The 15,101-nt window shown below is 44.8% G+C and carries 10 protein-coding genes; 6 read left to right on the top strand and 4 right to left on the bottom strand.

Annotated features, from left to right (window positions below; translation table 11 throughout):
- Positions 1-114: 114 nt before the first annotated feature.
- From guaA to ED652_RS12485, 4 genes are all read left to right on the top strand, one after another.
- On the top strand, positions 115-1,668 hold the full coding sequence (gene guaA / locus ED652_RS12500) for a glutamine-hydrolyzing GMP synthase (protein WP_122055046.1): 1,554 nt from the start codon (positions 115-117) through the stop codon (positions 1,666-1,668).
- Positions 1,669-1,954: 286 nt separating this feature from the next.
- Positions 1,955-3,664 (top strand): chitinase, encoded by a 1,710-nt coding sequence (locus ED652_RS12495; RefSeq protein ID WP_122055044.1) that lies wholly within the window; start codon positions 1,955-1,957, stop codon positions 3,662-3,664.
- Between the two features lie 275 nt (positions 3,665-3,939).
- A complete protein-coding gene (locus ED652_RS12490; RefSeq protein ID WP_122055042.1) occupies positions 3,940-5,490 on the top strand; it encodes a Na+/H+ antiporter NhaC family protein in 1,551 nt (516 codons plus the stop codon).
- A gap of 658 nt (positions 5,491-6,148) precedes the next feature.
- Entirely contained in the window at positions 6,149-6,742 is a 594-nt protein-coding gene (locus ED652_RS12485; RefSeq protein WP_010440610.1) for a GPR1/FUN34/YaaH family transporter, read from the top strand.
- A 161-nt stretch (positions 6,743-6,903) separates the two neighbouring features.
- Here the strand turns inward: ED652_RS12485 and ED652_RS12480 are convergent, their stop codons facing one another.
- From ED652_RS12480 to ED652_RS12465, 4 genes are all read right to left on the bottom strand, one after another.
- Positions 6,904-8,451, bottom strand: coding sequence for a sodium:alanine symporter family protein (locus ED652_RS12480; protein ID WP_122055041.1), 1,548 nt, complete (start codon positions 8,449-8,451; stop codon positions 6,904-6,906).
- Positions 8,452-8,905: 454 nt separating this feature from the next.
- Positions 8,906-10,276, bottom strand: a complete 1,371-nt coding sequence (locus ED652_RS12475; RefSeq protein WP_122055039.1) for an MBL fold metallo-hydrolase — start codon at positions 10,274-10,276, stop codon at positions 8,906-8,908.
- Positions 10,277-10,423: 147 nt separating this feature from the next.
- Entirely contained in the window at positions 10,424-11,191 is a 768-nt protein-coding gene (locus tag ED652_RS12470) for a 1-acylglycerol-3-phosphate O-acyltransferase (protein ID WP_122055037.1), read from the bottom strand.
- A 197-nt stretch (positions 11,192-11,388) separates the two neighbouring features.
- Positions 11,389-12,327 carry a hypothetical protein gene (locus ED652_RS12465; RefSeq protein WP_122055035.1) on the bottom strand — a complete coding sequence of 313 codons (939 nt, stop codon included), beginning with the start codon at positions 12,325-12,327 and terminating at the stop codon, positions 11,389-11,391.
- Positions 12,328-12,597: 270 nt separating this feature from the next.
- Here ED652_RS12465 and ED652_RS12460 point away from each other — a divergent pair, with 270 nt between their 5' ends.
- Both ED652_RS12460 and ED652_RS12455 read left to right on the top strand, forming a co-directional pair.
- The gene (locus tag ED652_RS12460; RefSeq protein WP_122055033.1) at positions 12,598-14,310 is read left to right on the top strand and encodes a bifunctional 2-polyprenyl-6-hydroxyphenol methylase/3-demethylubiquinol 3-O-methyltransferase UbiG; all 1,713 of its coding nucleotides are present in this window, start codon (positions 12,598-12,600) and stop codon (positions 14,308-14,310) included.
- A gap of 51 nt (positions 14,311-14,361) precedes the next feature.
- Positions 14,362-15,090 carry a DUF429 domain-containing protein gene (locus ED652_RS12455; protein ID WP_122055031.1) on the top strand — a complete coding sequence of 243 codons (729 nt, stop codon included), beginning with the start codon at positions 14,362-14,364 and terminating at the stop codon, positions 15,088-15,090.
- Positions 15,091-15,101: the final 11 nt, after the last annotated feature.

Below are 15,101 nucleotides of genomic sequence, written 5' to 3'. Positions count from 1 at the left end.
AAAACATTGCCTTATAGATAACTTACGAAAACGTTTGCTTTATTTCTTGAAGAGTTAATCAGAGGTGAGTAAACTCGCCTCCGTTTTATCACATAGCCAATAAGACTGCTTACAATGACTAAAAATATTCATGACCAACGTATTCTAATTCTGGACTTCGGTTCTCAATACACACAGCTAGTAGCTCGTCGTATTCGTGAGATCGGTGTTTACTGTGAACTTTGGAGCTGGGACGTAGAAGAAGCGGATATTCGTGAATTCAATCCAGACGGTATCATCCTATCTGGTGGCCCTGAAAGTGTAACGGAAGAGAATTCTCCACGTGCACCTCAGTACGTATTTGATTCAGGTGTTCCTGTCTTCGGTATCTGCTACGGAATGCAAACTATGGCTGAGCAACTTGGCGGTAAAGTAGCAACGTCTACTGAGCGCGAGTTCGGCTACGCAGCGGTACAAGTAACGGGTGAATCTGCACTTTTCGCTGACCTTGAGACGACTCAAGATGTTTGGATGAGCCACGGTGACAAAGTGGTTGAAATCCCTGCTGATTTTAAAAAAATCGCAGAGACAGACACTTGCCCATACGCAGCAATGGCAAACGAAGATAAGAAATACTACGGTGTTCAATTCCACCCAGAAGTAACGCACACTAAAAACGGCCTAAAAATGCTTGAGAACTTCGTTCTTAACGCGTGTGGTTGTGAAGGTCTGTGGACTTCAGCATCTATCATTGAAGATGCAGTTGCACGCATTAAAGAACAAGTAGGTGACGACGAAGTTATCCTTGGTCTTTCTGGTGGTGTTGATTCATCTGTAGTTGCGATGCTTGCTCACCGCGCTATCGGCGACAAACTAACATGTGTATTTGTTGATAACGGCCTTCTTCGTTTAAACGAAGGCGAGCAGGTTATGGACATGTTTGGTGACAAATTCGGCCTTAACATCATTAAAGTTGATGCTGAAGAACGTTTCCTTAACGCTCTGGAAGGCGAAGCTGAACCAGAAGCGAAACGTAAGATCATCGGTCACGTATTCGTAGATATCTTCGACGAAGAGTCTAAGAAACTGAAGAATGCTAAATGGCTTGCTCAGGGTACTATCTACCCAGACGTAATCGAGTCTGCAGCATCTAAGACTGGCAAAGCACACGTAATCAAATCTCACCACAACGTTGGTGGTCTTCCTGATGATATGGAAATGGGCCTTGTTGAGCCTCTACGTGAGCTGTTTAAAGATGAAGTACGCAAGATCGGCCTAGAGCTTGGTCTTCCATACAACATGCTTTATCGCCACCCATTCCCGGGTCCAGGTCTAGGTGTTCGTGTACTTGGCGAAGTGAAGAAAGAGTACTGTGACTTACTGCGTCGTGCTGATGCTATCTTCATTGAAGAGCTTCACGCTGCTGACCTTTACCACAAAGTATCTCAAGCATTCACGGTATTCCTACCTGTACGTTCAGTTGGCGTAATGGGCGATGGCCGTAAGTACGATTGGGTTGTATCTCTACGTGCAGTAGAAACTATCGACTTCATGACTGCTCACTGGGCACACCTACCATACGACTTCCTAGGTAAGGTATCTAACCGTATTATCAACGAAGTTAACGGCATTTCACGTGTTGTTTACGATATTTCTGGTAAGCCACCAGCAACTATCGAGTGGGAATAATCTCTTAGAGATTTAACCAGTTTTGATTAAGCTCTTAAGCCTCGAACTCGTTCGGGGCTTTTTCTTTCTGATTCAGGGGATTAAAGAGCTATATATAACCGCTAGAAACCGAATAAGTTGGAAACTAGATATCAGCTCAAGAAAGTATGAGACGCGTTGTTACGTTTAACTATACATAAAACTATCACTCGCACTTTTTATAAATTCATACCGCAACAGCTAGGCTATTTCCCATGTGCCACATACTCTTTGATGGACTTATTAAGGACAGATAAGAGAATCCATCATGTTAAAAATCAAATATTTGGCGACAGTAGTTGGCTGCACTTTAGCAGCACACAGTTACGCGTCTTTGAACATTCAACCTGATCCGCAAAACCCGAATGGCTACCTTGTTGAAAAGTCGGCTTTACAAGCTGCTGAACAAGCGAAAACATCCGATCCTATGTATGCGATCTGGTCACAAGCATTACAAACTCGTCCCAATAGTATTGTTGAAGCTATTGAACCGGGTTTAGCCTCGAATCCTGAAAACGTGAAACGAGTCGAGCGTGTATTCCCTCAATCTGAATGGGACTTCCTCACTCAAATGGCTGCGCCAGAATACACATACACTCGTTTCTTACGTGCGATTGGTAAATTCCCAGCCTTCTGTGGAGAGTACACCGATGGCCGTGATTCCGACGCCATCTGTAAAAAATCCATCATCACCGCTTTTGCCCATTTCTCACAAGAGACGGGCGGTCACATCGCGATAGACAACACCTCTGATAACCCATTAGCTCTCGAAGAGTGGCAGCAAGCGCTGGTGCATGTTCGTGAAATGGGTTGGTCTGAAGGGCAAGAAGGCTACACCACAGGTTGTGGCCAGAACGATTGGCAAAATGCGCGCTGGCCATGTGCCGCAGGGCAGGGCTACTTCGGTCGTGGTGCTAAACAGCTTTCTTACCACTTTAACTACGGCGCGTTCTCGGAAGTGATGTTTGATGGTGATGCGACGGTTCTATTGAATAATCCGGGCTTGGTTGCTGATTCTTGGTTGAACTTGGCTTCTGCTATCTGGTTCTTCCTTACGCCTCAAGCTCCTAAACCAGCCATGCTGCACGTGATTGACCGTACTTGGACTCCCTCTCAGCGTGAATTGGATGCAGGTATTGGTTATGGATTTGGTACCACGATCAACGTGATTAATGGTGGTATCGAGTGTGGTGAGCAGAACAAAGACAAAGGCCAGCCAGTTAACCGTATTCGTTACTGGGAAGGGCTAGCGGCGCACTATCAAATTCCGGTAGAAGCAGATGAAGCCAATACTTGTTGGCAGCAAACGCCTTACGGTAGCTTGAATCTCAACGGCGCAACCGATGTGTTGTACACCAACTGGGATGGCAACTGGAAATACTACGCAGACCGTCCTGAAGGATACTCGTTTGAATGTGAGTTGGTTGGATTCCAAACGGCATATTCAGCGCTGGTGGCTGGCGATTACGAGAAGTGTGTGACCAACTTTTATGGATCACATGCGAGCTGGCCTGAAGTGAAAGTGGTCGATAAGCTTGATCCAGTAGACCCAGGTACTGATCCTGGTGGTAACGGTTGGAGTGCGACCAAGGTTTACAACGCGGGTGACCAAGTTACTCACAACGGTGCAACCTACGAAGCGAAATGGTGGACTCAAGGGGATGACCCGGCCAATGGCGGCCCTTGGAAATTGGTTGCTGGAGAGCCAACACCACCCGTGACAGATCCATCGCCAGTTGACCCTGCACCTGTCGATCCTGCTCCGGTAGACCCAACACCAGTTGAACCACCAGTTACTGAGCCGCCTATCGTTGTTGACCCATCGGTCTTTATTACGTGGCAAGCGGGCGTTAGCCAAGTGAGTAACGGTGATAAAGTGACGCATAACGGTAAGTGCTTCGTAGCGAAAAACGGGCCGGGTGTATGGGAAAGCCCTGTTCAGTCGAATTGGTTCTGGGATGAAATTAGCTGTAATTGATAGTCTGAATACTGAATAGGTGACCTAAGTTACGAGTTCAGTAGTACGACCATAGCGATATAAATAATCAAAAGCCGAAAGTTTCTACTTTCGGCTTTTTTTCGTTTTGAACTTGACTGTCTAAGAAGTTCGACTGGTCTATTTGGCTATGTTGAAGCGCATTTAAAGATTAATTATCCAGTTAGAGGATAAAGTTCTGTACAAATGGTGGTTGTGAATTTATATTCAAATTTAATTTATATTTATTCTTTTTATTTTAGGGTCAAGGTGTACCTATGGAACAGACAGATATCACGTCACTCATCCCCATTGTGATTACTTTGGTGTTGTCGCTGGCGACAAGGAATGTAGTGATAGGCCTATTTGCAGGCGTGCTGAGTGGTGTAGCTATGCTCACCGGAATGTTTAGCGAACTGAACCCTCTTGATACCTTCGGAACCATGGTTAAAGGCTACCTAGTGCCACAGCTGACTGATAGCTACAACGCTGGTGTAATTATGCTGTTGGTGTTCATCGGTGGCTTTGTCGCCTTGATGGAAAAGTCCGGTGGTGGTGTTGCGTTTGCCAAGCGAGTGACTCAGTGGGTTAGCAATAAATGCCAAGCTCAATTGTCAGCCTGGTTTGGGGGAATCATTATATTTTTCTCAGACTTAGGCACCCCGTTAATTGTTGGCCCTGTTTTTCGTCCCCTTTTCGATAAACTGAAACTTTCTAGACAGAAGCTAGCATTCATCATCGACTCAACCTCGTCACCAGTTGCGATCCTTATTCCTTTCATTGGGTGGGGTGTTTACATCATGGGCCTGATCCAAAAAGAGTTTACGGCGTTGAATGTCAACATGTCTGATTGGGATGCTTTTATCGGTGCGATTCCTTTTCAGTTCTACGCCTTCTTAGCGATTTTCATTGTTCCTTTGGTTTCTGTTAAAGGTCTAGATTTCGGACCAATGGCAAAAGCGGAGCGTGATTGCCAAGAGGGAATCTGCTCTGGTGCGAATAATGAATCACTTAATGCGTTCTCGCATAAAAATGCAAAGGCATCTTTTGTCTGGGCACCGCTTCTGGTGATGGTTGTGGTGTTATGTGCCATGTTGGTTCCACAGGGCTTTCCATTCCAAAAGGTCGCAGGTTCATCATTCAGAGCAGCATTATCATCGGCTTATTTCTTTGCCGCGATTACCTTGATCACGCTGATGGCTTACTACGGAGTTAGAAAGCTTTCAGATGGTGTTTCTGTGTACTTAAAAGGTATGGGAAACATGATGCCTGTAGCGATCATCTTGGTATTAGCTTGGGCGTTAAGCACTGTCGGTAAAGAGCTGGGTGCAGCGGCCTATATTGCTGAACAAGCACAGAGTGGCTTTCCATATTGGTTAGTACCTGCGGTCGCGTTTTTGCTGTCTGCCATTATTTCATTCGCAACGGGCTCATCATGGGGAACCTTCGCGATAATGATGCCATTGGTTATTCCAACTGCGATTGCGATTGATGCACCGCTACTCGTCGCAATAGGCGCTGTGTTGTCTGGTGGTTTGTTTGGTGACCATTGCTCACCGATCTCTGAAACAACGATTCTTTCTTCAACAGGGGCTGGGTGTGATCAGTTTGAACACTTTAAGACACAACTTCCTTATGCGTTGATGAACGGCTCTATCGCTTTGGTTAGTTTTGTCGTGGCAGGCTTTACTGGAAGTGCATTGGTTGTGCTGGGTGCTCTTGTTGCTCAGTTGATTATCGTGACGTTGTTAGCCAAGCGCGATGCGAGTAAAAACGCTTCTTCAGAAGTGCAATCTCAAGTGTCTGAATCTAAACCACAACAAGCGTAATTTTAGATTACGAAGAGGGCGAGATTTAATGAATAGATACGGGATGCGAGTAAACGAGTAGCGAAGAGCTCGCTGTCTCTTGTTCTGCATTCATATCTCACTTACTTCAATCAAGAGATGCTCTTCGTATCCCGCTTACTTGAATCTAGAGACTCTTTTCGCATTTCGCATCTCGTTACTCGCATCTAAGTAAACCTTGTCATTCCCTACAGTGAGGGACGAACGTGATAGGGAATCTCTGGTGTGTTCAGTAAGTAGTTATATCTAAAGTAGATTCCAGATATCTCGTTCCTCGATTCTGGAATGACGATTCAATGAACAGATACGGGATGCGAGTAAACGAGTAAACGAGTAACGAAAAGCCCGCAGTGTCTTGTTCTGCATTCACTCCTGATATATCACTTACTTCAATCAGAGATGCTTTTCGTATCCCGCATCTCGTTACTCGCATCTTTTTTATAGCGCGATAGGGAATCTGCTCATTGATAGTTTCAATGAATCAATACAGCTTGTTATGAAACTAATTTTCCATAAGATCATTTACACAATCTTAGTTTTCGATAACTGGATTACCTAGTTGAACGGTTTATAGATTAAAATTTTCTTACAAATTTTATCGATTTTTTTTAATCAACCACTTTAATAAGGTAAATTCGCAATGTCGACCAAACTAGCTAACCCAGCGCCACTAGGCTTAATGGGTTTCGGTATGACCACTATTCTTCTTAATATCCACAACGCAGGTTTCTTTCCAATCGATTCAATGATTCTTGCTATGGGTATTTTTTACGGTGGTTTGAGCCAAGTTATCGTGGGCACAATGTGTTTCAAACGTGGTGACACGTTCGGTACAACTGCGTTTACTTCTTACGGCCTATTCTGGTTGTCTTTGGTTGGTTTAATCGTGATGCCTTACATGGGTCTACCTGCAAGCCCTGCTGCATTCATGGGTTGGTACCTACTACTATGGGGCATCTTCACAGGCTTCATGTTCATCGGTTCTCTATGCTACCCAGTTGCGAAGCAAGTAGTATTCGGTTCACTGACTATCTTGTTCTTCCTACTTGCAGCTCGTGATTTCACTGGCAGCGAACTAATCGGCACTATCGCTGGTTTTGAAGGTATCTTCTGTGGTGCTTCAGCTATCTACTTTGCAATGGCACAAGTAATCAACAACGAATACGGCCGCACAGTACTGCCTATCGGTGAGAAGAAAGCACCTCAAATGGCAACACAAGAAATCGCTGCTTAATACTCTAACTCGGGAACAGTTAGTTTGTTATAAGCCGTTTATTTGTTATGAATAAAACAAAAGGGGTTAGCCGATATGGCTAACCCCTTTTTTATGCGTTATTAATAGCGCGAGTTAGAGCGAGCTATTTGTTAAAGTAATCCATTTGTTAAGGCACAAGCTTAAGCTGAAGGTTGCTCTACAGGTTTAGTGTCTGCAGCTCCTGCTTCTGGAGACTTGCCTGTTTTACGCTTGTACTTCTCTTCCCAGTAAGTCGCACCTTTAATGCCTAGTTTTACAGGGTTGAAAGTGTACTCAGTCACACCTTGTTTCTGCTGTTCTTCGTAGTCTGCTAGAGCTTTAAGCGCAGGCTTAGACATGAAGAAGATAATCAGAATACCTACGATGTTTAACCATGCCATCAAACCAACACCAACATCACCCATTGCCCATGCAAGGTTAGCTGTTTTTACTGTGCCATAGAAAACTGCAGTGATAAGAACAAGCTTAAGTACGAACATCATGCCAGGGATCTTGATGGTACGACGTAGGTAAGCAATATTCGTTTCTGCGATGTAGTAGTAAGCAAGAATCGTTGTAAATGCGAAGAAGAACAGAGCAAATGCGATGAATGGCTTACCAATGCCTGGTAGTGCACTTTCAATAGCAAGCTGTGTAAACACAGGACCATTCGCACCGATGTTTGCTGCTAGGTTCTGAACAAGGAACACGCCTTCAGCGCCGCCGTGAACGTTGTAAGCACCAGTGATGATGATCATGAACGCTGTAGCAGAACATACTAGAAGTGTATCGATGTAGATAGAGAATGCTTGTACCAAACCTTGTTGAGCAGGGTGATCAACACTCGCAGCAGCTGCCGCGTGAGGACCAGTACCTTGACCTGCTTCGTTTGAGTAAACACCACGTTTAACACCCCAACCGATTGCAGCACCAAAGCCTGCCATAGGAGTGAATGCATCACCCAGAATCATTCCGAAAACAACAGGAACTTGGCTGATGTTTAGTAGGATGATAACGAATGCGATGATGATGTAAGCCAACGCCATGAATGGAACGACAATTTGTGTGAAGTTCGCGATACGTTTAACACCACCAAAGATGATGAAAGCAAGGATGATAGCAACAACAGTACCAGTGAAAATTTTAGCGAAACTGAATGTACCGATAGCTGTTTCAATCATGTCACCTGAGCCAAATGCAGCTTCTACAGCATTACCAATACTGTTTGACTGAACACCTGGAAGTAAAATACCACATGCAAAAATAGTCGCGATAGCGAAGATCCATGCGTACCACTTCTGACCCATTGCTTTTTCAATGTAGTAAGCCGGACCACCACGGAACTGGCCTTCGTCTTCTTCTTTGTATATTTGCGCTAGCGTAGATTCTGCGTAAGCAGTCGCGGCGCCAAAGAAGGCTACAACCCACATCCAGAATACTGCACCTGGGCCACCGAAACCGATAGCAGCAGCAACACCAGCAATGTTACCTGTACCTACACGGCCAGATAGCGAAACGGCTAGAGCTTGGAAAGACGAGATGCCTTTTGATGAGCTTTTACCCGATAGTAGCAAGCGCCACATTTCAAAGAAGTGACGGATTTGAACAAATCGAGTCATGATGGAGTAGAACAAACCTGCACCTAAACATAGGTAGATAAGTACTGGGCTCCAGATTATTCCATTCAAAAAATCAACGAACGACTGCATGAGTATTTTCCCTGTTAGTTTTGCTTATGATTGTTTTTCGAACAACACAATACTTCACTTGTAACCCGAGTGTTAAATTATTTAACTGCGCATTGGGATTACTGTGACATAAAGCAAGTTATAGAGGGTGTTTGTTAATGCTTAGTGCTAATTCGATAATCGTTCCATTTAACCTGATATGCAACTGATTGTAATTTGTAGTATTTTGCAAAGTGAATAAATAATGATTAATACAGAAAGAGGAATTTGAGGTGCGTATAAGAAGCGAAATCGCGCAAAACAGCGGTTAAGCCGCTTAGCATGAACGGCTGATATGGGAGTGCAGGGATAAGTAGGTTGGAATATATCACCTGCATCGTGTGAGCTAGTAGGTCTAAGAAACTGTGTTTCTTGAAGATTCGATAATTGAGGCTTTAATATCTACCTAGTGAAAATTGTTAATTTGATGCCTGTTTCAAACAACCACGAACCCTCGCGCCTGTAATTCTTGAGCGAACTCCGACTGAGTATTTGGCTCGCCGTGAATCAAATGTAACTCTCTTGGTGGAGTCGCGATGCCTTCTATAAATCGGTAAAGGTCCTCTTTATCAGCATGGGCAGAATAACCCGACATGCCATGAATTTGAGCATTAACCTCAACGTCTTTGTTATCAATAGAAACCTGCATTTCGCCTTGTTGCAGCTCTCGTCCGAGCGTCCCGTGCGCTTGATAGCCCGCTAAAATCACATCGGTTCGTTTATCGGGAAGCAAGGCAGATAAGTAGTTCATTATCCTGCCGCCCTGACACATTCCAGAAGCTGCGACCACAATCGCGGGTTCACCTGTCGACTTAAGGCGATTAACGATTTTCTTGTGCATTCTATGCCCATCAACCGTAATGCACTGCTCAAAAGCGAGTGGGTGACGTTTCAGTTCAAGACGCTGCTTTGCTTCTTGTCCCCATAACTCTTTAAAGCGTCGGTATGAACGCGTCACTTTTTGAGCCATCGGAGAATCGACAATAATAGGAATATCGCTACTGAGTTGATGCTCAAAGATCAGCTGTTCGATATCAAACAGCAGCTCCTGCGTTCTGCCGATACTAAATGCCGGAATTAGAATAACGCCGCCATCGAGTAGTGAACGATCAATAATTGCTTTGAGACGCTCAGATCGCGTAGCAATATCATCATGTGCACTGGTGCCATAAGTGGATTCGATAAACAGATAATCGGCTTGTTGTGGCGGCATTGGGTCGGGTAGCAAAGGTGTGTTGCTTGGACCTAAGTCTCCAGAAAACACGACCACTTCTTGATTAGGTAACTTTATCTCGATATAGGCAGAACCTAAGATATGTCCAGCAGGTTGAAAACGAGCATACAGAGTATTTGGCCTGCTATGTTCCTTTCCGTTGTTTTGCTGTTTAGAGACAATTGGAAACCATTCCCCGTAAGGCTTGGGAGCAATTAACGAATGAATTTTTTTGAGTATCAGCTTCGATTGTTTATTACTGAGCCCTTGTAGCTTTAAGCCATCTTCAATCATTAAAGGGGCGAGTTCGGCGGTGGCTTGCGTGCAATAAATTGGTTGGTTAAATCCACTGGCGAGTAACCAAGGTAATCGGCCAATATGATCAATGTGAGTATGGGTCAGCAGCAGAGCGTTGAGATGGGAGGTTTCAAATTCAATATCAAGAGGGCGTGCATCTTCCCCCTGAAGCTTTTTACCTTGAAGATCTAAACCTTGAAAAAGGCCACAATCGATGAGCACCGCTTGGCCTGAATCTCTTAGCTCGTGACAAGATCCTGTGACAGTATGCTTGCCGCCATGATGAATCACTTCCATCGTTTACTCCCATTGCTCTATAAAGCCGTTAACGCCTGTTTTTATTTTGCGGATAAGTGCCAGCAAGTAAAACAAGAACAATGAGAGTTGCGATCGTTGAGTATCTTTTTAAGTAATTGAGCGATGACTCAGTGGGTTCGTTGTGAGTTAGTTCGTAGAAGAACCGTCTGAATCCAACTCTGGTTTTTGCTGCGCCTCTAAACGAGCCACTTCGGCATCAAGCTCTGCTATTTTCTCTGCCATTAACGCATGACAGTGATTCGCCAGTTCTCTTGCGTCACTCAGCTTGTATCCAGACACATCAATAGGTTCAAGCATCTCGGTGATCACAATGCCGTTGTTTAATCGATTAAAGTCGATTTTTTTGTGAGTGGTGCTGGTGCACATAGGAGTGATAGGCACACCCGCCTCAATCGCCATTCGGAAAGCGCCCGTTTTGAATTGCAATAATCCGCGCCCTTTACTACGGGTTCCTTCAGGGTAAACCCAAACAGACAGATCTCTTTGATGAATCGCTTCCGCCACTTGCTTGATCGTATCGCGTGCTTTGGACTTGTCTTCGCGGTTAATCATGATGTTACCGGTGATCCAATACAGCAGGCCAAAGAAAGGCACGTACAACAAATCGCGTTTGCCCAATGAAACAGTGCGTGGTCTTAGCATTCCTGGATCGGTCACAAAGTCCAATATGCTTTGGTGGTTAGATATGTAGACGCTGTTCTCTGGTGTCGGGGCATTGTCTAGGCCACGCTGCACCAGTTTTACACCGATGATCTTTTGGAGTTGGTTGAACCAACGACAGAAAACGTACACATGCTTGGGGTTCTTGGGGCTAAACAAGCAGTAAACAAAAGCACATAGAGTGGTGAAAATAATAAACACCGTAGCCAAAATGATACGAAGAACAGCAAGCACAATTCACTCCTTACTCACCGCAAGATGTCAGTGATTAAATAGTTTTAGATGCTTGAAGTTTTCACTCTATTTAACCGAATTGCAACAATTAACTGTGATAGGGGGCTATTTTTAGATCTTTATATAAAACAAGGACTAACAATGGGTGTTTGACACCGTTATCGAGCTTACACGTGTTCACCAGTAATGGCTCATGATCACCAATACTGTTTATTTGGATCCAATCTTTCTACCCATTCCGGATCTTGACGCGATTCTAAGTAGAGTTGTAAACCGTTATAAGACATGAAAGCCGCTGGGCCACCAAGGTGTTCGAAATAGTCAAAATACTCATCTTCGAGCGCACAAAGGTGGGCCAAATCTTTAACCTTGTTGGCCAGTGCCCATTGAATGGCAAATACAGGCGCAACTGAGCCTGAAATATTCACCTCTTCGACGTTTGGGTTAAACATTGAATTAGCTTGTTCAAGCAGTATCTCTTCTTGTTCAGACTCTTGTTGTAGCACCTCTTCGACGATCTCCGAGCGCTTGGTATTAGAGACATTCTTATTCAGCTTGGCGATTCGAAGTGCGTAGCTAAATCGGTCTGATGACACTATGTCGACAAGTTGCGACAACAGCTCTTTGTCTACGCCTGCTGCCTTGGTGAAATAGTCGATACACGAATTGATTGAGGCATAACGAGTACCGTCAAACTCAAAGCCACTGGTTTCGTCGTAGACCTCTATTAGAATGTCATCAACCGACAAAGGCCAGCCTTTATAATCGACGCGTTGCTTGGCGATTTGATACATCTTCCAAGCGCTACGGCCAAACCCGCCAAGCGTCGAGCCCGAGAAATCAGAATCGATCAGCTCTTGTTCCGTCCAATTTTCACCAATCCCTAAGTGCTTTGCGTACTTATCGATGAGTGCGTGTTTTATCTGATCACGCACCGCCCAAATTGAAGTTAGATCTTTTGCATACCTAACACTCGCGCACTCCTTACAAGCTGGCAGTGCAATCGGAGAACAGTCTATCTTGGCAATAGCTTGTGCAGTCTTAGGGAATTCAACAACATCATCGGAAGGTTCACCACAAAACCAACAGGTGTGGCGCAGGTTGAACGGGGTATCTATGTGTGAGTATGTGGTCATTAGTCTTTATCAGCTAGGTACTTGAGGCGAGTTAATCATCTTCAAACAATTATCTCTGTTCGAACGTCAGCTTGCACCTTGTTTGTTTTTGTTTTGCTGACGAAACTGATTCGTGATGTGACTCGCCTGATGAGCTCATTAGGTGGATATTTATATAAAACAGTCACTAACGATAAACATTGATTAGTGTGGCTGAACTTACATGACTTGCTAGCAATCGCCTAAGCTCCCCATTACTATTGAGATAGACTCCTTACCCCAATAGCGCATATGTCCTCATCGATTCCTTTTTACGATAAAAATGCTCACACACTTTGTGAACAGTACAACTCAGTGACGTTCGAGACGGTACATAAAAGCTGGCAAGCTTATTGGCCTTTAGAGGGCGATAAGGTGCTAGATGTGGGGGCAGGAAGTGGCCGTGATGCGTTATGGATGCACAAGAATGGCTCTGTAGTCATCGCGATAGAGCCTAGTGCGCCATTACGCGAGCAGGGATCAGAATATACTGGGCCAAATGTTACATGGTTAGATGATTCACTCCCATCGTTGAATCGAACTGAAAACCTTGGAATGCGTTTTGACTTGATATTGGTAAGTGCTGTGTGGATGCACCTTGCACCGTCATATCGAGAGCGAGCATTCAGAAAGTTATCTAACTTACTCGCTCCAAATGGCAAATTGGTGATTACGCTACGACAAGGAGAGTTTCATGACGACCGAGAGGGTTATGAGGTCTCGGTTGAAGAGCTTGAGCGTTTATCAAAAAACAGTGCTTTGTTGGTGCGTCATGTCGATAACAGCCAAGACACCTTGAAGCGCAGTGAGGTTTGGTGGCAAACCGTAGTGATGACGTTGCCAGATGACGGCTCGGGAGATTTAAACAAGGTGCGCCACATTATCGTGAATGACAATAAGTCGGCCACATACAAATTGGCCCTGTTAAGAACCTTGCTACGAATCGCAGATGCTCATTCAGGTGCCGTGCTTGATCGAACTGATGGCAAAATATCTCTACCTGTGGGTTTGGTTGCTCTGTATTGGGTTAGGCAATTTAAGCGTCTAATTGACATCGATATAGAAGGCGTTGGGATTCAGCAAAATAGCAATACGAGTAAAGGCCTAGGCTTTGTAAAAGACGATGGCTGGAACAAGCTCAAGAACCTCAGTGCCGATGATTTAGCGATAGGCACTCTGTTTATTGGTGATGAAGCCAAAGCATTGCAGAAGTTGTTTTCACAAACGATCAGCACCATTAAATCGGGCCCAGTGACATTTATTTATCAAGGTTCCAAAGAGAATAAGTTGTTTGAGATACTCCCACCTCAGCAGCGACGAAAGAGTCGAGAGTCACTGGTCATCGACAGCAAGTTCTTAGCAAGCTTTGGTTACTTCACACTGGATGAAAGCCTTTGGGAGTGCTTTAGAATCTACCATTCTTGGATTGAGCCGCTAGTCGTGAATCAATGGGTGATGGAGATGCAGCGGTTTGAGTTAAATCGACAGCGCAATATTTCACTGCAGACCTATCATGACTGCTTAGTCTGGATTGACCGAAACCACGACACTCGTGACGTACGTAAAAGAGTTGAGCAACTTAGATCCGAACATGCAGACATTGTCAGCATTTGGAGTGGAAAGTCACTAAAAAACGAGTATCACGTTGATCACTGTCTGCCTTTTGCTTACTGGCCGAATAACGATAAGTGGAACCTTTTTCCAACCACAAGCAAAGAGAACCTAAGCAAAAGTGACAAAGTGCCTACCGCTGAAAAACTTCGCGCGTCTAAACCGCGTATTCTCGAATGGTGGCAATTGGCGTGGAGTGATTCGGCTCATTTTGAACAGCAATTCTTTTCTGAGGCGGCCCTTTCTTTACCCAATATTCCTCCACAATGTCGAGACTTTGAAGAGGTGTTTGACGCAATGGGTTTGCAGGTACGTGGTGTGAAAAGCCGACTGCTAATCAATGAGTGGCAATGATCGCCACGCTTACCCGCTAATTTAATTCTTTAATCAACGGTAGAGTAAACAATGAAATACATCGGAATTGATGGCTGTAAGGCGGGTTGGATTGCTTGGTTCGTCTCTGATGATCAGGCGCCAGTGTTCAAAGTGGTAAAGGCGCTCGATGAGCTTGAGGGTGATCTTGTCGGTTCAACGGTGCTTATCGATATGCCGATTGGTTCTAGTGACGCACAAACTCCGGATCGCTTGTGCGACAAAGCAGCAAGGCGTTTTCTCACCAGCAAACGCGGTTCTTCGGTGTTTCCGGTTCCGTGCCGAGAGGCGGTTTACCAAACCGATTATATCGCGGCGTGTAATGCCAATGTGCAGCAGCTTGGTCAGAAGTTCTCTAAGCAAACTTGGGGGATTGTTCCAAAAATCCGAGAGCTAGATAAACTCATCGATGCTCTCCCACATTTATCGATTAGAGAGTCTCACCCTGAGGTGGTGTTCGCTGCCTTGAAAGGGGAGCCGCTTACCTTTTCTAAGCGAACTCAAGAGGGCAAAGAGGAAAGGCTTTCGATTATTCAGCAACTCGCTCCGCAATGGTGTGAGGGTTTGGCGTTATCTATTTCCAAGACTAAACGTAAAGATGTCGCGATAGATGATATTTATGACGCGTTTATATTGATGTTGATTGCTTATCACGCTCCAATATTGTCGTGCTTACCCGAACTTTCTGAGATTGGCGGAAAGGTGGATAAGGATCAGAATGGTCGAGTTCGCGAAATCGTTTATTGGAAGAAAACGCACTAGCAAAGTATGCG

The sequence above is a fragment of the Vibrio sp. Evd11 genome, assembly GCF_900382755.1.
Taxonomy (GTDB): domain Bacteria; phylum Pseudomonadota; class Gammaproteobacteria; order Enterobacterales; family Vibrionaceae; genus Vibrio; species Vibrio lentus.
Note: the sequence above shows the minus strand (reverse complement) of the source record. Positions and strands in the feature narration are given on the sequence as shown.

Coding starts and splice junctions, on each gene's coding strand:
- ED652_RS12465 (WP_122055035.1), bottom strand. CDS start 12,327: ATGACCACATACTCACACATAGATACCCCGTTCAACCTGCGCCACACC.
- ED652_RS12475 (WP_122055039.1), bottom strand. CDS start 10,276: ATGGAAGTGATTCATCATGGCGGCAAGCATACTGTCACAGGATCTTGT.
- ED652_RS12455 (WP_122055031.1), top strand. CDS start 14,362: ATGAAATACATCGGAATTGATGGCTGTAAGGCGGGTTGGATTGCTTGG.
- ED652_RS12460 (WP_122055033.1), top strand. CDS start 12,598: ATGTCCTCATCGATTCCTTTTTACGATAAAAATGCTCACACACTTTGT.
- ED652_RS12485 (WP_010440610.1), top strand. CDS start 6,149: ATGTCGACCAAACTAGCTAACCCAGCGCCACTAGGCTTAATGGGTTTC.
- ED652_RS12495 (WP_122055044.1), top strand. CDS start 1,955: ATGTTAAAAATCAAATATTTGGCGACAGTAGTTGGCTGCACTTTAGCA.
- guaA (WP_122055046.1), top strand. CDS start 115: ATGACTAAAAATATTCATGACCAACGTATTCTAATTCTGGACTTCGGT.
- ED652_RS12490 (WP_122055042.1), top strand. CDS start 3,940: ATGGAACAGACAGATATCACGTCACTCATCCCCATTGTGATTACTTTG.
- ED652_RS12480 (WP_122055041.1), bottom strand. CDS start 8,451: ATGCAGTCGTTCGTTGATTTTTTGAATGGAATAATCTGGAGCCCAGTA.